Source organism: Paenibacillus sp. Soil522, assembly GCF_001428245.1.
In the GTDB taxonomy this organism is placed as follows: Bacteria; Bacillota; Bacilli; order Paenibacillales; family Paenibacillaceae; genus Pristimantibacillus.
Window position 1 is genome coordinate 78993 of the sequence record NZ_LMRV01000035.1, and the last position, 18867, is coordinate 97859.

An 18867-nucleotide genomic window follows, 5' to 3' on the forward strand; every position below is an offset into this window, starting at 1 on the left:
CGCTTCCAACTACTGGAAACGGGGCGATTTGTTTTACCAGGCGTAAGCGCGGGGTGCGTCTCCGCCAGGACCCGGGAATATTTCGTCGATGCGCTTCAGCGCCGATTCGTCCAAGGAGATCTCGATTGCGCGAAGCGAGCGCTCGAACTGATCCTGCGTACGTACGCCGATAATCGGAGCCGTTACAGCCGGGTTGCCAAGCAGCCATGCGAGCGATACAAGATCCTCCGGCTCGCCAAGTTCATCGCAGAACGCCGCGTAAGCATCCAGCTGATCACGGCGCTGCTCCAGCCGTTTCGAATCGCCGCTGCGGCGGCCTCCGTCCTTGCGGCGGTGGTTGCCCGCAAGCAAGCCGCCATCAAGCGGGCTCCACGGAATAACGCCAAGACCTAACGCCTGTGAAGCCGGCAGTACCTCAAGCTCCGGCAAACGGCACAGCAAATTGTATTTATGCTGCTCGGACACAAGCCCGATTGAACCTCTAGCCTTCGCTTCACCCTGCGCGACCGCAATATCCCAGCCGGCAAAGTTGCTTGAGCCTATGTAGCCGATCTTGCCTTGCGATACTGCCGTCTCGAATGATCCCCACAGCTCGCTCCAGTTGACGCTGCGATCCACGTGATGCATTTGATACAGCTCAATATGGTCAGTCTGAAGGCGCTTAAGTGAGCCTTCCAAATGTCTGCGAATTTTATAAGCGGATAAGCCCGCATCACGGTTAGGACCGTCATGAGCATCATGCATATCGCCATATACTTTAGTAGCAAGTACGGTACGCTCGCGGCGCCCGCCGCCCTTTTGAAACCATTTTCCGATGATTTCTTCCGTACGTCCTGCATTTTCGCCCCATCCATAAATGTTTGCGGTATCGATAAAATTAATGCCTGCATCCAATGCTGCATCTAAAATACGAAATGATTCCCTCTCGTCGGTGTCCACGCCAAAATTCATCGTACCCAGACATAATCGGCTTACTCGTAAACCTGATCTTCCCAATTTCGTGAATTGCACGTTAATCATCGCTCCTTCAATTTTGAAATAGGATGGATTACGAATCCATTATACAAAAATTATACAAAGTAACCAAACTGCGTTCACGTTCGCATGACAAAAGTCCGCTAAACTATCGGCAGGAGGTGTACCTATGATAAGATTCGAAAATAATTCACAGCCGAAATTGTTAATTTTGTACGCATCTTACGGAGAAGGTCACCTGCAGGTAGCCCGCGCGATTAAGGGAGCGCTTGAGGAACTCGGCAATTATCGCACCGTAATGGTGGATCTAATGGCAGAGTCACATCCATGGCTAAACGAGGTTACACGGCGCTTTTACTTAAAAAGCTACACGCATATGCCCTCGCTCTACGGCTGGATGTACGATTTCACAAGGCTGATGAAGCATGACTCGTTGTTTGGCGGCTTGCTTCATTCCTTTGGAAGAGACAAAATCAGACGTATTCTCGCAATTGAGCAGCCGGATATCGTCGTGCATACCTTTCCGAGCTTCGCACTGCCGGAGCTTAAACGGCGCAAGGACTACCACCCGCCCTCCTATGCCGTTATAACCGATTTCGACCTGCATCGCCGCTGGGTACATCCGAGCATTGAGCGCTACTACGTCGCAACCGAGGATTTGAAGCTTGAGCTCACGCATCTCGGCATACCGGATAGCGATATTCAAGTGAGCGGCATTCCGCTCAAGCGCGGCTTCCGCACGGCTGCGGCCACAAGCGAGCTCTACAAACGCTATAAACTAAGGCCCGATCAACCCGTCGTCCTCATCATGGCGGGCGCGCAAGGCGTTATGCCAGACGTTCCCCAAATCTGCAGCGGCCTGCTGAATGATGATAAGGTGCAGGTCGCGCTCGTTTGCGGACGCAATCTGCTCATGAAGGATACCATCGAAAAACAATTCCAAGCCCACAAAGGCGCTTCGCGCCTGCACGTCTATGGCTACATTGAACAAATCCATGAGCTGATGGCACTCTCTGATTGCCTCATAACCAAGCCCGGCGGCGTCACGCTCTCCGAAGCTATCGCTGCAGAGCTGCCTGTCTTCATTTACCGGCCTGTTCCCGGTCAAGAAAAGCAAAATGCGCTGTATCTCGAATCCAAAGGTGCAGCTATCATAGCCAATGAGGCGAATGAGCTGACGGAACATATTTTGAAACTCGTTCATGATCCGTTACGTCTTACTATTAGCAAGCTATGTATCAAGCAGCTTCAATCCGCGCAAACGGCAGCGGACAGCATTGTTTTGGATATTTTATCCAATTTGCGTATAATGGAGAAAGCATCAACTCTATAAATAGTTAGGAGCCTGTCCGTGCGTACTAATCAGAACGGTTGGTTTGGAGCGGAGATGCGCCTCATCTCCGTTATTTTGTTCGTTGTTGAATTTGTAAGAGGCGCTGTGCTCGTCAGCTTACTGCCGATTTATGGCGCCAAAACATTAGGGCTCGCACCCGACGTTATCGGAGCGGCCATTTCTGCACACTATATAACCGATACGCTGCTTAAAATAGCCATCGGCTATTTGTTAGACCGCTTTTCTATCCGTATCGTTGTGCAAGCAGGGCTGATTATATCCCTTATCGGCGTTTATTTGCTGCAATTTGCGGAGCTGCCATGGATGTTCATCGGAGCAGCAGCCTTATACGGCATCGGTATGTCGCCGATTTGGATCGCTTGCCTGACGAAGGTGACCGAGCAGCAGCGCGCAACCCAAATGGGAACGCTGTACACCATTTGGATGGCTGGAATTGGCGGCGGCCCGATTGTTTGTAATATTTTGCTCGATTTCAGCGTATCGTTTACGTACAAGCTGCTCGTCAGCATGTCCGTCGCTGCATGCCTGTTAACGCTCTTCATGAGCAAAGAGAGAGCTAATACGCCGAATCGAATGCCGCTTCGCAAGCAGCTTACCATCCTTAAAGAGCAGCTTAGCCAGATGAGGCTATTGCTTCCGGGAATGATATTGCAAACGATGGGCGCAAGCATGCTGGTGCCGATTTTACCGGGCTTCGCGGAGAAGGAGCTTGGATTCTCAGGCACGCAGTACTCGATTCTCCTTACGGCCGGAGGCCTTTGCGCTGCTGCCGGGCTCATTCCGATGGGCAAGCTGTCCGATAAGTTTGGCGGCAAAAAATGGTTTCTCGCAGTCGGCTTCGGCGTGTTCGCGCTTGGCTTATACACGCTGGCTTCAGGTCTGACGTTCTGGTATTGTTTACTTATAGCGGTTGCTCTTGGATTGTCTTACTCCGCTATTTTACCCGCATGGAATGCGCTGCTCGCCGCCTATGTTCCGCCAAGGCAAGAGGGGCTTGGCTGGGGCCTATTATCCACCGTTGAAGGAATCGGGGTTATGGTCGGTCCGGCTGCTGGCGGTTTGCTGGCCGCTTGGAACGGAGAGGCATCCGTCTTCTGGATTAGCGCCATTCTGTTTGGAATGATCGGAATTTTTTATTTATGGTTCCCTTTCCATGCGTTTGCTATAAATGAACAAGCTACAAATAAGTAGAACGGGGTTAAATTTATGGATGATTGGCACAATTGGCTGGAATACCTAAAGCATTTGGATCTTGATTCGATTCAATGGACACTGCAAAGCTATTCGCAGTGGGGCCCTTTGCCCGGCATGATACTGCCGATGATTGAATCGTTTCTTCCTTTCCTTCCGTTATTTCTCATCATTGCGGCTAATGCGAACATATACGGCCTTGGCTTCGGATTTCTATTCTCATGGATCGGTGTAACCGCAGGCAGCATAACCGTATTCTGGATTAGCCGCAAGCTTGGCCGCAACGTGAAGGGATGGCTGGAGAAACGTTTTCCAAAATCGGAGCGGTTCTTCAATTGGATCGAACGCAAAGGCTTCACGCCGCTGTTTCTGCTCGCTTGCTTCCCATTCACGCCATCCGTGGTCATTACGATCGTCTCCGGCCTGAGCAAAGTGCCTTTTCACACCTTTTTGCTTGCTACTCTGCTCGGCAAGGCGGTTATGATATTTTGCATCTCGCTGATCAGCTTCAATATCGGCAATCTCGTCGATGAGCCATGGCGAATATTTGTCTCGATTACCGCCGTGCTGGTTATGTGGTTCGGGGGCAAACAGCTTGAATCCCGCTATCAGGTGAACGGGTGAGGTTGTGCGAATATGAAGAATCAGACGTTATCGAACGGCTGGGSGGCGCATCAGGCGCCGCCCTTATTTTCTTGGTTTGACGTTGCGCGGCCACTCATTACCATTTTCCGAGCCATGCCCGGCTTGTAACGAAACGGTCACGGAGCGCGATACGATTTGTCCCTCATGCGGACTCCGGTTATTATAAGATTCCCACATACCATCCTCTAATCCGGACTCATACATTTCTTCCTTTTGTGGCACACTGTTGAGGATCTTCTTGTGAAGACAAGCGTATACGGCTGGAGCCGTCCATGGCGGCACAGGCTCGTTTCGTTAGAGCTAACGATAAATTCCTCAGGAGGGTGATCACATGTCAGGCGAACAGCCATCCGATCTGCAGAAAAAGGCAAGCAAGGCGCAATCGAAAGCAGACCGCAATCAAGCAAGCAAAGAATCTGCCAGTGAGCAGCAATCAGTTGCCGATCGCGCAGCGGTGCCGAAGCACGGATTATAAGCATAGGAAGGTTGGTTGACACAATGAGCAATCTAAATAACTATCGTGAGATGAATCCCATGTCAGGCGAGCCTGTTGAGGTTAAGGGTACTTACCGAAATGAATGGGGCCGTGAGGAGCAGCTTGAACGCGGAGATATTTTCCCGGCCGATCCCATGCTTGGCACGACAGAATGGCAGCTGGTCGAGCTCTTCTTTAATAACCATCACCAGGGACATACCGATCCAAGGCTGATTCCGCATGATGATGACGATGATCCGGAAGCGCATATGCAGCATCCTCGCCGTCATGAGGGCAGCAATAAAAACCGAGACGATCAATAAATAAACAGCGTGGCAGCCTGTCCGTTCTACAAGCTGGCAACTTTTAATGAGCAGGTTTTAGCATCCCTCAAGCGTAAACGGCTGTCGCCGTCTTTTGGCGGCAACAGCACGTTTCGCGGTGAAATATAAGCTTATTTATAAATGTGAAACTTATAACTCAACTTTCGCAGCTTAAATTGGGCAGGTAAGCCTTGATGTAACTAGGCAAACCGGCGATCCATTGCTGAAGTTGTGTTTGTTGGCCTTCTTGGCGACGTCTTCGATCAAATCGATGAGTTGCTTTAAAGCAATCGCCCAATCTAATTGATCAATGTGCGGTGGTTGGTGCTTTGACGATGTTGCCATGCTAGTAGGATGTAACGAGAGAAAACAATTATGGTGTGACTAACAAGCAGATCATAGGAACTCCCCTGAAACTCCTTTTGTAGACGCAGCAAGGATTTGGCACACTTAAAGAAAGCCGGACGTTCACTTGTCGATCCCTCCCATGATGCCACTTACTTGGGACTTGAGCGAAGCCAGCAAGGAGAAGTCGACAGGGATAAATGTATGACCGTCCGACCAGCCTAGCGTGAGCATCCGAAATCCTTTGTAGTAGCTGTCGGTCGCATGATCCTTAAATCTAGAAAGCTTTCAAGTGTTGTAGTACTTTCAGTTCTTTGAAGGCTGGTTTGATTGCATTTGGAAGTTGATTCTGTTGTACGTTTTGCTCTATCATGTAGAGGACGCCTCTTCTGTATGGTAGTGATTGCTTCGACACTCTCACTTTACCAAACGAAGCTGTGTTTTTCTATATTGCAACCTCCGTATTGAATTCGCCGTTATTCAGTCGCATCATACAGTTAAGCAGATTTTCGCTTTGCGAAAGTTGAGTTCTTTACTATTGTCTTTTTTCAGTAACAACAGATTTAATTTTCATGGGAGCTTAACGTCTATCAGTACATATGCACAAAATTTCTTATTAATTAACAAAAAAAACCGGGATAAGCGGATTTTAACTACTTAGTCCCGGGTTCAACAATTAAATGAAACACGCTTTGGAAGTGCTTTTTGATACTTATACGCTTTTATTTTCAGTTAATCCTTCTACTGCTACCTGTAAGGATATTTTTGCAGCAACCACTTCCTCTAATGTAGATTGTGGATTTAGTAATACTGCTTTTGCTACTAATAGTGCTGAATGGAAGGCTTTCCAACTTTCCTCGGTTTAGTTTATTGGTTTTATCTTGGTTTACATCATACAACTGCTGCAGATTTACTTTATTTACTTCAACTTTATTTATGCCTGTAATTACATCAATACCGTCCAAAACAAATGTACCTGCTTTGACAACAACTTTAGCAGTGTGTTTGGTATTTTTAAGTCCCCGAATGTTATAAGAAGTTTGTCTGTCTCCTTTAGAATAAATTCTAAAGTTCTCATCGATCAATAGATCATCGATATACACGTCAATTAATGCATCAGGAGTCGCTCCGAATAAATTGAAACCTGATCCTTGAAAATCGAAGATCATACTACTGTTAGTACTACTTGCTTTAGGAGTACTGTAGATATTAACTCCACGGTAATCCATATAGTCTTCTTTCCTTACATTATCTTTCAGTGAAACTTTCAATGTATGCGGTTTTTCTTCCAGGCCTCTTACCGAATACATCACGCCGTCGGGATTTATGCTGTAGTTGCCCATATCTACACCATCAAGTTCGAAATTATATTGTGATTTTACTCCAGTCCCCGCCAGGTAATCAATTCCTTGACCCGTGAAGTTAATCAACAAATACGGATCATCATTAAAATGCGCCCAAGCATTCGTATCATTTGAGCCCCAGACGTTGCCATTCTTTCTAAATGCATAAACTGTATTCTCTTCATTCCCTATTTGTGCTTCATCCGATATTTTAACGATATTCTTAGCAACTAATTTGTTGACTGCTAATACAGGGTCGGTCGTTTCAATTTCTGCTTTGGTAAAGCTAGTAGACTTTTCTTTTGCTACTACTTTAAGAGTATGTTCTTTATCTTCAAGAATCTCTGAAGACCATACCACTTGATGAATTTCACTATTATTCACATAATTCGCAACACCTACTAATTCTCCATCTAAATAAACATCTGCATTTCCGTTTGATGGATTCGTTATACCAAATAGTCTGATTTCAGTGCCCTTAAACTTAATTTCAAAAGATTCCCCTGAAGTTCCCCAGGCATTTGCATTGTTCGATGACCAATCTCCGGAATAGAATACTTTGTTCAAAGTCCCTTGTACCATTGTTGAGTCCCTGAATCCTACAGTCACTCCGTTCCAAACAGGAACATCTGTTTTTGCAGTCATTTGCGTGCGGTTAAAATGTGCAAATCCCGCTTGTTTATAATCCCATTTACCAACATACCCGATTGGATAGAATGTGTCAGTATTGTTCAGAGCTTCTTCTTCCGTATCGAATTTCTTACCTTGTGCACTGTCATATTTATCTGATTCGTAAGCGTATCCTTTAATTGGATCTACACGTAAATTATCGATTACGGTTTCATAATAACCGGACCCGAGCGTAGCCCTTCCAGCCATTACAGTTGAATCAACGTCCGTATAAGCAGCGATTTCTTCCCCATCAAGATAAAGTGTAAATACATTTTCTTTCGCTTCAAATGCTAAATTATGCCAGACTTTGTTATCAAAACCTTCAATAGTTCCACTGTTTTCAACCTTCCCAAGTTTAAGAATTTCGTATCTTCCATCTGAATATACACGTGCATTGTATGGTGCATGGGAATCTGCTCCACCGGCTTTCACTTGTCGTACCCCAATTAAGGCATAATTACTTCTTCCTTCTACTTCAGGTGTATGCGTATCTAATAAAAAATCATAAGACACTTTATAATTCACCCAGCGATGATCACCTAGAGTAGCGGTTGGGTTACTGGTAGACGCCGAGCCATCTTTTCCACCCCAAACTGCCCAATCTGCTCCAATAATGTCAGGAGTGATTTTCTGTTGTAGCATATTTCCATGAGCCTTTGCATCCGGAATTTCCAGATCCGTACGTGCCGCACTTCCGCTAGATAGCTGTTTAGTTGCTTTTTTAACTACTTCAAAAGCGGCAGTCTGGTCAGTCGTATAACGTGGTGTACCTCCGCGACGATCAACATAGTCTCTGCCTTTGTCATCGATAGGATATTTATCGTATTCAAAATCATCCGTATAAGGTAGAGGCAATATTGTGTCTTTCGATAAATCAACTAGTTGTGATTGATATTCAAAGCCTTCAACTTCAGATTCCTTATCTAAGGTTGAAATGGTCACGATCGAATATGGCTTCACTTCAACTTCATATACACCATCTAAGGGTGTGATTTTGCTGATATTTTTAAACCAGTTAGCATCATAATCTTGTCCTTCATCTGCCCCACGTGTTTCCCAAACATAGACTGGTGCATTTTCTTTTCCATTTAGATTTTTAGTATTAATCTTATATTTACGTGTCTCCTTTGTATTATTTGCAAAAACAGTTGTATAGTCATCCGTTTCCGGATCTTTTAATGTCATATAATTATGAGTACTCGTATCGACATCCACACCGCCATCGAAGAAAGCTCCATCGCTAAATGTAGCATCTTTAACATACATCCAGCGCTCATTTTCAGGTGTGGTGTGATCATCATATCCGACAAAGTTCATAACATGACGAACTCCTTGTAACCCACCATCTACTTCATAAAAACCAGACCATGGATCATACGCACTAATCAGGTGTTTCGGATTATAGGAAGAACCTTCATAAAAGGCTGCAATTGATGGTTGAAAATCAAATGAAACCGCATTCAATGGATTGCTGCCTGCTCCTGTCCATGAATATACTGAAATAATACGCGAAGTTACATCGATAATCCCTGCTTTTCCTCCAAGCCCTTGATAATTTGGCTCCATATTTTCACGATAGCGAGCATTTATCATGGGTGCAATTCCTTCAGAAACCCAAACTTCTTTTGGCTTTTGGCCTGCAGCAATTAATTTATTTTGCAATTGAGTTAATTCATTTGAACCAGTCAGACCATAATGGGAACTGATTACATCAATTTCATCAATCAAATCTGGATTATTAAGTAGTGTACTACTAATTGTTGCTGTATCACGATAGCCATCTGCGGCAACAAGTTTAATATCTTTGTAGTCTGAATCATAATTTGGCTCTATTTTGATTTTTGAAGTAAAGTATTTCAGCCACTCAATTTCATTTTTACCATTATTATTTTGAGCTCTTTCATTTTGAGAGATTCCAACATAATCTAATTTAAAACCATACTCATCATAAACGGCATCGATTGTCTGTTTATACCATTGATATCGGTTTTCATATTCATTGTTTGCAGCACCATTCCATGACCAACGCGGTTCACCCCAACGCAAGATTTCGGTCGTGATATCTGGGTTGATTGATTTGGCATCGGCGGCAAATTGGAATCCTGCTCCTCTAAGCACGTTTGCTGGTTCATCTGCATAACGCATGGTTGCAGGCTCAGTCCCTGAAGATGAATTAACATCGCCACCTAACTCTACTTTGACATGAGTTAGTCCAGCCCCTGTATCTTTATTAAAAAGCTTATTCATCATTTCCCAATATGCATCCGGATTCTCTTCTTTGTAATCTAGCAGCAAACGACTTGTATTATTAGCTGTTACCGTTCCAAAACCTTTAAATCGGTTATATTTATCCACATTGCTTCCATCAATTGTAATTGTTTTTGTGATACCTTCAGCTTTAGATTCATTTGTATCTATAAAGACAACTGACCCAAATAGCATAGAAGTAACACATAAATAGCCAACCATCTTTTTAAATTTATTTCTTTTACTTACCATTTACAATCCTTCCTTTCCAACCTCGGGATATAATTTAAAACGCTCTCATTTTTAAGTACTCTTCTTTACTTTTAATAGTTATACCTTAAATGATCAACCCCTTTCGATTCAACCTGGAGTCGAATGTCGAGTGAAGTAAATCCAATCCGCATCATGTTCTGACTGTTCTAAATATTGTTAGTATTTTAATTATTCATATTATCTTTCTATTTTTATACCGTTATTTCGACTTCTTTTAATATTATTTTTACTGTTTGCCATGCGGTTAATGACCGTTCAACAATCAAAAGAGATGCCATATTTAGTGGCTCGATCTTGTCATACAAAGCGTGGAATTTACGCTTCTTGTTCTCCTTGGCTGCATGACCTAGCTTTTCTTGGAGTTGTTGAACTTTTTCCTTGGGTATCGTTAGCCTGATGGCATTCACTCACTCGTACCTCCTCAAAAAGATTGAACAAAGCAGGGCTCCTTCCCTCCCACAGGTTATGTTGTCTTACGGTTCTTAGGTATTATGAGCCCCTCGGACTCCCTTCCTGCAGGCCGCTCATTTCGTCTTTTGACTTATAGAGTACCTCTTTACAGATTTTTTTTCTGTGCAGGGGAGGGCCTCCCCAGTTCACAGCATCCTCTTTCCCTCTTGCGAGGCCCTTCTGACGACGAGGGAGGATTCACTTTATGTTACGGCCTGGCATGTCACTAGCCTGGTCTCCGACCAGTACTTTTTTCGATACGCTTCTGCGTAAAGATTTCGCCGTACGCAGGTATCCAAGCTACACGGGGGCTTGGCCCCTCCCGTGACCGGACTTACACCGGCTAGATGATACGCGCTTCTGGGCATGCAGTTGAAGAAAGGATGGAACGGTGTTCCCTCAGATCCGCAGCAGATTAAGGTGGTTTGAAGCCTCCGCCTGTACAGCGGCTCCGAGGGGCCCACCCTCATCTTTTGTTCAGCATTGCTTGGCGCTTACGCGCCGCGCATTCGTGGCGCACAATCATCGGCGTATCTGATCATATTTGCATCGCCACGGCATGCTCTCTTTACTGCAATCTCGAACCATAAATCCAACGCGTAATGCAGATAGAGATTTGCAAGTATCGGCGAAATCAGGGACCCTTGAGGAGTGCCGATTTCCGTCGGCTCCCACGTGCCCTGTTCTATAACCCCGGCCTTCAGAAAGCGCCAGATTAGCCTTTGAATACTCGGGTCTGCTATTCTCTCTCCAAGGAATTTCATGAGCCAATCGTGATTGACATTCGTGAAGAAGCTGCGGATGTCGGCATCCACGATATAACTGGTTTTTCCAAGCTCGATGATGCTATTCAGCGCTTTCAGCGTATATGACAGCTTCTTCCCGGTCGGAAACCGTAGGATAGGTTTAGAAAGTCCTGTTCGTAGATGGCCTGTAGCATCTTGTTCAGTCCCAACTGCACGATTTTATCCTCGTAAGAAGGGATGCCTAGCGGCCTTTTGCTCTTTTCATCCTTGGGTATATATGTTCTTCTTACGGGCTGCGGTCGGTAACTTTTCCTTTTTAGCCGCTCTACCAGGCCCTTGATGTTTGATTCCAGATTTTCCTCATATGCTGCTTTCGTTACTTGATCGACACCTGTTGCTTTATTGCCGTTCAGTTCCCGATGGCATTGGGACAGCAGTTCCTCGTTCAAGAGGTGATATAGCGATGTGAATTGCTCTTTTGGGTTTTCTTTTACAATCTCTGCTATTCTGGCTAGTTTTGTTTGCATTTTCGGCCTACCCCTGTGTGTAGAAAATGTGTCTTTAGCAAGAGCGATGATATGTCACTGCCTTCCCTTTGCCGACATTACTCGGTTTCATCGGTAGTACGCAGTGATCCGACTCCCTGTCCATCATTTGACATCTTCCTTGTGATCGGTTGTTTGTCATACTTCCTTTTTGAAGAATGGGTAGGGTCTCCCAAGTTACTGTGAAGTCATTGTATAGCATGCCTGGCTCTTCGACCCCGGGAGAGCTCATTCATCCTCGCCTTTAACGCATGAAATGAGTGTTGTCTTCCGTACTTTTGAAAACGTCGACCTCTCCGGTTTACTCTTTTCGAGGCTCTATCACATTCAGGCCTGCTACCTGGCTGTCTACGCTTAACGTCTGAAATTACTCCCAGCCGTCCAAGACTCGCTATTGGTGGCTTAGCTTTAACCTTGCCAAGCAGGATTTCCACCTGCTAAACTTCACAACCTAGGCTTGGTCGCACCGAAAGTTGAGTTATAAATTCTTATATTTACGAAAAACAGCAGGCCGGAGCGCTCGATAGCATCGCTCCTTCCTGCTGTTTTTGTCTCCATAACCCTTATTGTAACAGCAACCTCGTTTCAGCTGCCTGCTAACCTGCTGCGATGCATCTCATACAAGGGAAGCCGCTACAGCTTCTCATCTTCCGGCTCCCCGGCACCGCGCTTTGCGCTTTCCGCGCGCTGCTGCACTTGATCGAGCAGCTTCTCCAGACGCCTAAGGTGATACGCGTATTCGAATAGCCCCGAAGCGACAAAGACGAGGCGCTTATGCTCATCCGGGTCATTCATGATGTATGCCGTTAAGTCCTGAACGAGACGCGCTTCACGCTTTTCTTCCGGCTCGATTAGTGCATTCGGCTTCATTTTATCCTCAGCCTTCAGCAAAATATGCTCATGATACTTCGACAATTCCTCGATTTGCCGGTCGAAGCGAAGCGCCCACTCTCCAGCGCTCGGGGAGGCGAAATAATGCTCCTCCACCACGTCGAGAAGGTCGGCTCCTTTTTGCAGCGTCTTAATCATTTGCTTCGATACAAGCAGCTGCCGGGCATGGCTCGTCCTCGTCCGGGCAAGCACCTTGCGCTCCTCTTCGAATACGGCGTGGCGCTCCTCCAGTTTGCGCAGCGTCTCATGAAGCTTATCCTTCTCCTCGCGGAATACTTGCTCCTTCATTTCATTGGAGATCGCAGTCCGCAGCAGCAAGGAAAGCTGGGAGTAGGCCTGATGCACCTGCTCCGTAAATTGCCGCCTTGGGCGCGGCGGGAAGACGAGCACGTTAACGGCGAATGAAGCGCCGATACCGGTCAGCACCATCAATAACCGCTCAATCGCCACATCCCAGCCTTGTCCGTTCGCTTCCATGATCGCCACGACCGTAACGAGTGTCAGACTGATTGTGCTTTCCATTTTCAAACGGATGCTGATCAGAATGACAACAATACAGACGAGTCCAGCCGCAATCGGCGTATGGCTGAACAGCCGAACGGCCGCAATCGCTATGACCGCTCCAAGCAGGTTGGTTTGCACCTGATCCGCTACGCGCTGCCATGACCGGTAAATCGATGGCTGAATCGTAAAAATAGCCGCCACTGCAGCAATAAGCGGGGATGCAAAGCCGAACAAGCTGCTTAGGTAGATCGCCAGCGCGACCGCCATCCCCGTTTTTAACACTCTCGCTCCAATCGTCATGCCGGATCAGCCTCCGTCACAAGCAGCTCGGAAACGGCCACCTCTCTCCCGTTTACCCATAACGTCACGCGGTGAAGTCCGCTATAATGCTTGCGCGTCGATAAATCCGCGAAGCGATGAACGCGTGCACCCGATGCAGAAGCTCCGCCGGCATATTCGCGGTCAGAAAGCAGAAACCGCTTCAGCGACGTCTTGCCCCCGGACTTCACGAACGCAATGCCGTATTCGATACGGAGCTTGGCTCCCTCACCCTCACGCAGCTGCACGCGATAGCGTAAAGTCACCTCTCCGCCGATCGCTGCCGAATGTTGAGACAGCTCCAAAGCAGCAGCGGCCACAAGCGGAAGAGCAGCTTCATCCGCAGCCTCATGCTCGGCATATCCAAACCATGCCATGATCTGCGGATTGGCCTGCTTAATCAGCGTGCGGCAGCCATGCCGGATGATCCAATCCGTCTTTGCGTCCTCGCCGCTCCACGCCGCTGCTAGCCGGATGACAAGCTCCGGATGATCCTTCGCAATATCGTTCAAATTGTTTGCAACACTTTTGCGCACATACAGTGAAGGATCACGCCTTAGCTTCTCCAAAATCGGAACGATCGGCGACGGATCGCGCTTAAAGAGCGGGAGCGCTTGCGCCCACGGCAGGCGCGGCCTGATTCCTTCGCTCGCCAGCCGCCTGACATGCTCATTCGGATGATCTGCCCATGCCAGCATTTGCTTTGCCATACGCTCCGGATCGCTTAGAATAAAGGCTCTTACTGCGAATTCAGAGGTAGAACGCTCCGTAAAGCGTTCCAGCGCGGCTATCGAGAGCGCAGAGTGCTGCGGCTCCATCCCGAACACTTCTATGAAATCCGGAAAAAACAAATAGGCCAGCCCCGTACATTGTTCATCTATCTGATATAAAACAGCGAGCGCTTCTTCATAAGAAGGCGGCAATGCGGCGCCCAGCGCTTCTGTTATTTTTCGTGTACGCGCCTTGAGCTCAAGCTGCGTCCAGCTGCCGTCCCTTACACGCTCCACGAAGCGAGCTTCATCAAACGGGCTCCATGCCATTTTTACCAAGCAGGCAAATTGTTCTAAAAATAATCCGTCATACACGGCCTTAAGCGGTTCTGCCAACGTAAATCCCCTCCTCCTGCTATTATACCAAGTGTAAACGGCTGGCGTCGTCCTTTGGCGACAAAAGCTCGGTTTCGCGGTGAAATATAAGCTTTTACTCCCCTTTCATGCAGCATCTGTCCGCCAGCGTATCGGAACAATTCAGCTCCATCCCCTAGCACTCCATATAATCGCAAAAAAAAGCCCTGAAACGCTCCTGCAGGAGCACTCCCGGGCTGACTTCTATTCTAGAGCCTTCTAAGCGAATCGCGCGATGGTATCGGACAGCTGACGGGAGAGCGCATTCGGTCCTGCTGCCAGCTGTTCATTCGTCAGGCGGATCCGCACGAAAGATTCATCCATATCCATCGCCTCTGCAAAGAAGCTGGATAAGCCGCGCGCACGCCGATCGATCTGCAGCACCAGCTCAAGCTCGCGGTCCGACGGGTAGAACATCGCTTCCAGCTCATCGAGCTGCCCCCGGAATTGCGTAGTCGGAACGAACTCCAGCTCTTGGATGAAAGGCATTTTTCCGCCGAGACGGGAGGAGTACTCACACTCAGCCTTGCGCAACCGGAAGCCCAGCAAATCAAGCGCCTCCAGCACCGTATTCATTGGAACGGTCGGAACCACTTCGATGCGGTCATTATCACCCGGATCGACGCCGCCGATAACCGCCAGCTCCGTCTTCACCCATACGGGCGCGCGTCCGATCGTAAGCGGGGTTTGATGAGGCAGCTGGAATGAGAAAGGCACCTCGCGGTTTTCGCCTGCCTGAAGCGTGAACGGCGCGCTGACATGATAGCGTCCAATCTCCCCGTGCTGCGTAATTTTGCTGTCATTGCTCTCGCGTATATATTCTGTCATTACCGATAGTTGAATCGTTTCAATCCGCTGCTCCACGTTACCGCCTTGCATCTTCACGATACCCCGAACCTCTTCGCCCGGCGCATAACGAGCCTTCTCCAACAGCGTATCAATCTTTGCAGACCCGATACCGATACTAGCCAAAAAACGATTGAACATCAAAACGACCTCCACTCCTGTTATCGTAAATCCTGACTGCTTAAGCATATTACGACGCCTTTAAAATTAGGTTTCAATTTCAATCTCATTATTCACCCGCCCCCCTTAGCTACCGGCAAAGAGCTGTCTTTGGCGCAAAATACAGTATCAGCCTATTGCGCATGGACAGGCGCAATAGGCTGTTCCTTGTACGGCAATTTAATCATAAAGGTTGTCCCAACCCCGATCTCGCTTTCAGCCGTGATCTGACCCTGGTGGTTATCGATGATCTTGTACGTGACCATTAAGCCAAGTCCCGTTCCTTTATCCTTCGTCGTATAGAATGGCTGCCCGATCTTAGACAGCTGCTCCTTCGGAATGCCCGAACCTTCATCCTTAATCCGGATCAATACATTTCGTTCTTCATGAAGGGTCATATCGATCGTGACCACGCCCCCGCTCTGCATCGCTTCAATCGCATTTTTGAGCACGTTAATAAACACTTGCTTTAATTGATTTTCGACGCCGACTACCCACAGCGGGCGATAATCGGCATGGAATTCAATGATGACGTTGTGCAAAATCGCCTGTGTCTCCAGCAGGTTAACTGTATCCGCCATAATTTGCCGCGAATCCTTATGGACATACTCATAAATTTGCGGCTTGGAGAGCATAAGCAATTCACTGACAATGGATTCAATGCGCACAAGCTCGGATTTCATAATGTCGTAGAAATTGCCCATATTTCCCCGTCCGGATGAAAGGAGCTGCAAAAAGCCTTTTAACGAGGTGAGCGGGTTTCGGATTTCATGGGCAATACCAGCGGCTAATTGACCTGCTACGTAGAGCTTCTCCGAATTAATGAGCAGCTCCTCATTCTTCTTTCGTTCAGAAATATCGCGAATAATGACCTGCTCGATCTGCTTGCCCGAAAAGGTTGAGCTTGCCCTTACCATCTCCGTATGCAGCAGCGTACCCTGTACCGACATCCATTGCAGCTCAACCGGGTTAGTTGATGCATCCTCGCCTGCTTGTCCCGCTGCGAGCAAAGCAGCCATCTGAACATGGTATTTGTCATCCAACAGGTTATACACGCTGGTTCCGATAATGTCCTTCTCTGACTGAACCTCGAACATACGCTGTCCGGCTCGATTCATAAATTCCCATTTCCCGTCGCTGATTAAGGCGATCGTATCCATTGAGTTTTCGACAAGAAGCTTATACCGCTCGTTGATCTGGCTGTATTTGCTCGCCGCGAGCCAGGTTGTCAGGCTAAAGCTGAGGATAATTATAGTAGACATCCCGAGCAAGAAGGCAATCATCAGTAAATAATCGTTCAATAAATCCGTCGATAAAATATCATTGTATTCGACTTTCAGCGCATGCATGCCAATCTGATGCATCGCCATGTTAGAAAATCCGAGCGACAAGGAGCTTTTAAACTTATACCTGGACGTTTTTGCCTCCAGCCAGTAAAAGGCCAAATAAGCGCCTGCAAAGCTGACTCCAAAGGATAACCAACAGAGCAGCCAGTTCATTTCCAATTTAATGACCGAATCGGACAGCATGGACATGTATTGGAGCATTGTGGCTCCAAGCGCCATCAATAGAGCACTAAATAAATAACGTCCCCGCGAAAGCTTCTGCTTCTTCAAAATAACCAAGCCGGCATAGACGATAACGGCACATACGACTAATACGACCAGCATACCCCAATCCATAACCATTCTGTAATCTGACGCAAGCAGTGATACGACATGCATTGTCCATAGACCCAGCCCAAAAACGGAGGCTCCGCCAATGATCCAGTTGAATCCGTATGTCCGCTCCCGCGGCTGCAGCTGCTCAATCATATTGAGCATAGTATAGGACGCAAAGCACATAATAATGATCGATAGAACTAAATAATAGGGATTCCCAATAATGATAGGATAGGCCATAAGACTCCTTAAATATCCATAAATTTACTTGCAATAAAGAAATTCGACAATTCTCACAAAAATCCTCTCTTTTTTTCACTAAATTTTGCAGATTTTTGTCAAAAAAGCAGTGATAGTTTCCCATCTCCCCATCTTCGGCTATTATGATAGAATGGTCAGAGTGGAAACGGGCAACAAAGGAATGATAAGCTGTTGCTGGCATTGCCGGTTATCTTATCCAAACTTTTAGGAGGAACACGATGAAAATCATCAAGGAATTTAAAGAGTTCGCAATGAAGGGAAATGTCATCGACTTAGCGGTCGGGGTCATCATTGGAGGAGCGTTCGGCAAAATCGTTACTTCACTCGTCAACGATATCATTATGCCGCCGATTGGCTGGATTTTGGGCGGAGTGGATTTTAAAGATTTGAAGATTCCTCTTTATTCTAAAGAAGAAATTGCTGGACTTACAGACCCGACTACGGCACCATACATAGCCTACGGTCAATTTATTAACGTTATGCTGGACTTTTTGATTGTTGCTTTCTGTATTTTTCTGCTCGTCAAAGTAATCAATGTTCTTCGCCGCAATGAGAAGAAGGAAGCAGCGCCTATAGAAGCAACAGAGAAGGATTGCCCGTACTGCTTGTCCAAGGTGCCGGTCAAAGCTTCGCGCTGCAAGCACTGCACATCCCAGCTTGAGGCTTCCGCGCATGGCTGAGGAACTGTTCGATATTTATGACGGGCAGCTTCGGCCGCTGGGCACGGCGACGCGCGCCGAGACGCACGAGCATGGCTATTGGCATCGCACATTCCATTGCTGGCTGACCCGCCGTGAAGGGAACCGCCGGTTCGTGCGGTTCCAGCTGCGGCAGGCCGGCAAGGATACGAATCCAGGCTGCTACGATATAACGGCAGCTGGTCATTTGACCACAGGCGAAACGATACGCGAAGCCATGCGCGAGCTTGAGGAAGAGCTCGGCGTAACCGCGCATTTCGAGCAGCTCATCCCGCTCGGGCAGATACGAGAAGAAGCAAGCGGAGAAGTGAATGGCAAGCCTTTCATCGACCGCGAGGTCAGCGACGTATTCGGCCTTGTGTGCGAAGTGCCATTGACTGAACTGCAGCTGCAGGCTGAAGAAGTGGCTGGCGTTTACGAGGCGGATCTTGATGAGCTCATTGCGATGTTTGAAGGCTCTTTATCCGAGGTGTCTGCGCTTGGCGTTGAGCTCGGCGACCTGATCGGACAGCTGACGGCTGTGCAGCGCTTCGTCCGGGCAGATCAGTTCGTGCCTCGTCCATTTTCTTACTATGCGGGCGTACTTCGGGCGCTGCACGGCAGTACTTAACGCGTGCAGCGGCTTTTTTTATTGCTTGCCCGCGAATTCCCCGCGACGCTCCCAATTGATATACCTGCCGCCGCTGTGATTTCAACCCAAAAGGGACTGCCCGATAGTGAACTGCGCCCCGTCAAGTAGACAGTACAAATAATAAAAACCAGTTATGCGGCCTTAGTCCTAAATTCCATCGGACTGAGGCCGTTTAATTTCGCCTGTAATC

Annotated in this window: 17 protein-coding genes and 1 pseudogene; 8 read left to right on the forward strand and 10 right to left on the reverse strand. The window is 47.5% G+C overall.

All coding sequences use genetic code 11. The features are described 5' to 3' along the window. Nucleotides 1-33: 33 nt before the first annotated feature. Nucleotides 34-1011, reverse strand: coding sequence for an aldo/keto reductase (locus ASG81_RS10945; RefSeq protein ID WP_056633355.1), 978 nt, complete (start codon nucleotides 1009-1011; stop codon nucleotides 34-36). Nucleotides 1012-1144: 133 nt separating this feature from the next. Between ASG81_RS10945 and ASG81_RS10950 the strand changes: the two genes are divergently transcribed. The 6 genes from ASG81_RS10950 to ASG81_RS10965 all read left to right on the forward strand — a co-directional run bounded on the left by ASG81_RS10950 (nucleotide 1145) and on the right by ASG81_RS10965 (nucleotide 4963). Further along, a complete protein-coding gene (locus ASG81_RS10950) occupies nucleotides 1145-2308 on the forward strand; it encodes an MGDG synthase family glycosyltransferase (RefSeq protein ID WP_056633301.1) in 1164 nt (387 codons plus the stop codon). A gap of 18 nt (nucleotides 2309-2326) precedes the next feature. Then, complete coding sequence (locus tag ASG81_RS10955; protein WP_235548819.1) at nucleotides 2327-3520, forward strand: MFS transporter; 1194 nt, start codon at nucleotides 2327-2329, stop codon at nucleotides 3518-3520. A 15-nt stretch (nucleotides 3521-3535) separates the two neighbouring features. Continuing rightward, nucleotides 3536-4144, forward strand: a complete 609-nt coding sequence (locus ASG81_RS10960) for a TVP38/TMEM64 family protein (protein WP_056633304.1) — start codon at nucleotides 3536-3538, stop codon at nucleotides 4142-4144. An 82-nt stretch (nucleotides 4145-4226) separates the two neighbouring features. Beyond that, nucleotides 4227-4331 carry a zinc ribbon domain-containing protein gene (locus tag ASG81_RS33915; RefSeq protein ID WP_162255019.1) on the forward strand — a complete coding sequence of 35 codons (105 nt, stop codon included), beginning with the start codon at nucleotides 4227-4229 and terminating at the stop codon, nucleotides 4329-4331. Nucleotides 4332-4496: 165 nt separating this feature from the next. Beyond that, nucleotides 4497-4640: a hypothetical protein gene (locus ASG81_RS31975; RefSeq protein ID WP_200961476.1), complete on the forward strand. Its 144-nt coding sequence runs from the start codon at nucleotides 4497-4499 to the stop codon at nucleotides 4638-4640. Between the two features lie 23 nt (nucleotides 4641-4663). Next, nucleotides 4664-4963, forward strand: a complete 300-nt coding sequence (locus tag ASG81_RS10965; protein ID WP_056633308.1) for a hypothetical protein — start codon at nucleotides 4664-4666, stop codon at nucleotides 4961-4963. A 157-nt stretch (nucleotides 4964-5120) separates the two neighbouring features. On the opposite strand, the pseudogene ASG81_RS33920 reads toward ASG81_RS10965, so the two are convergent. From ASG81_RS33920 to ASG81_RS11000, 9 genes and pseudogenes are all read right to left on the reverse strand, one after another. Next, a pseudogene (locus ASG81_RS33920) lies at nucleotides 5121-5421 on the reverse strand (IS4 family transposase); the annotation flags it as partial. A 615-nt stretch (nucleotides 5422-6036) separates the two neighbouring features. Beyond that, the gene (locus tag ASG81_RS10970; RefSeq protein WP_235548821.1) at nucleotides 6037-9822 is read right to left on the reverse strand and encodes an S-layer protein; all 3786 of its coding nucleotides are present in this window, start codon (nucleotides 9820-9822) and stop codon (nucleotides 6037-6039) included. A 212-nt stretch (nucleotides 9823-10034) separates the two neighbouring features. Beyond that, nucleotides 10035-10250, reverse strand: a complete 216-nt coding sequence (locus tag ASG81_RS31980; protein ID WP_056633311.1) for a hypothetical protein — start codon at nucleotides 10248-10250, stop codon at nucleotides 10035-10037. A 537-nt stretch (nucleotides 10251-10787) separates the two neighbouring features. Further along, complete coding sequence (locus ASG81_RS32670; protein ID WP_327205160.1) at nucleotides 10788-11195, reverse strand: reverse transcriptase domain-containing protein; 408 nt, start codon at nucleotides 11193-11195, stop codon at nucleotides 10788-10790. After that, on the reverse strand, nucleotides 11153-11566 hold the full coding sequence (locus ASG81_RS32675; protein ID WP_235548822.1) for a hypothetical protein: 414 nt from the start codon (nucleotides 11564-11566) through the stop codon (nucleotides 11153-11155). The genes ASG81_RS32670 and ASG81_RS32675 overlap by 43 nt, the downstream gene beginning before the upstream one ends. Nucleotides 11567-12217: 651 nt before the next feature. After that, the gene (locus ASG81_RS10985; RefSeq protein ID WP_056633314.1) at nucleotides 12218-13279 is read right to left on the reverse strand and encodes an FUSC family protein; all 1062 of its coding nucleotides are present in this window, start codon (nucleotides 13277-13279) and stop codon (nucleotides 12218-12220) included. After that, nucleotides 13276-14403 carry a DNA alkylation repair protein gene (locus tag ASG81_RS10990; RefSeq protein WP_056633317.1) on the reverse strand — a complete coding sequence of 376 codons (1128 nt, stop codon included), beginning with the start codon at nucleotides 14401-14403 and terminating at the stop codon, nucleotides 13276-13278. The genes ASG81_RS10985 and ASG81_RS10990 overlap by 4 nt, the downstream gene beginning before the upstream one ends. A 237-nt stretch (nucleotides 14404-14640) precedes the next feature. After that, on the reverse strand, nucleotides 14641-15408 hold the full coding sequence (locus tag ASG81_RS10995; protein WP_056633319.1) for a sporulation protein: 768 nt from the start codon (nucleotides 15406-15408) through the stop codon (nucleotides 14641-14643). A 152-nt stretch (nucleotides 15409-15560) separates the two neighbouring features. Continuing rightward, complete coding sequence (locus tag ASG81_RS11000) at nucleotides 15561-17327, reverse strand: ATP-binding protein (RefSeq protein WP_056633322.1); 1767 nt, start codon at nucleotides 17325-17327, stop codon at nucleotides 15561-15563. A gap of 239 nt (nucleotides 17328-17566) precedes the next feature. On the opposite strand from ASG81_RS11000, the gene mscL reads away from it, so the two are divergent. Both mscL and ASG81_RS11010 read left to right on the forward strand, forming a co-directional pair. Then, entirely contained in the window at nucleotides 17567-18028 is a 462-nt protein-coding gene (mscL, locus tag ASG81_RS11005) for a large-conductance mechanosensitive channel protein MscL (RefSeq protein WP_056633326.1), read from the forward strand. Continuing rightward, a complete protein-coding gene (locus tag ASG81_RS11010; protein WP_056633329.1) occupies nucleotides 18021-18656 on the forward strand; it encodes an NUDIX hydrolase in 636 nt (211 codons plus the stop codon). The genes mscL and ASG81_RS11010 overlap by 8 nt, the downstream gene beginning before the upstream one ends. Nucleotides 18657-18867 lie beyond the last annotated feature (211 nt).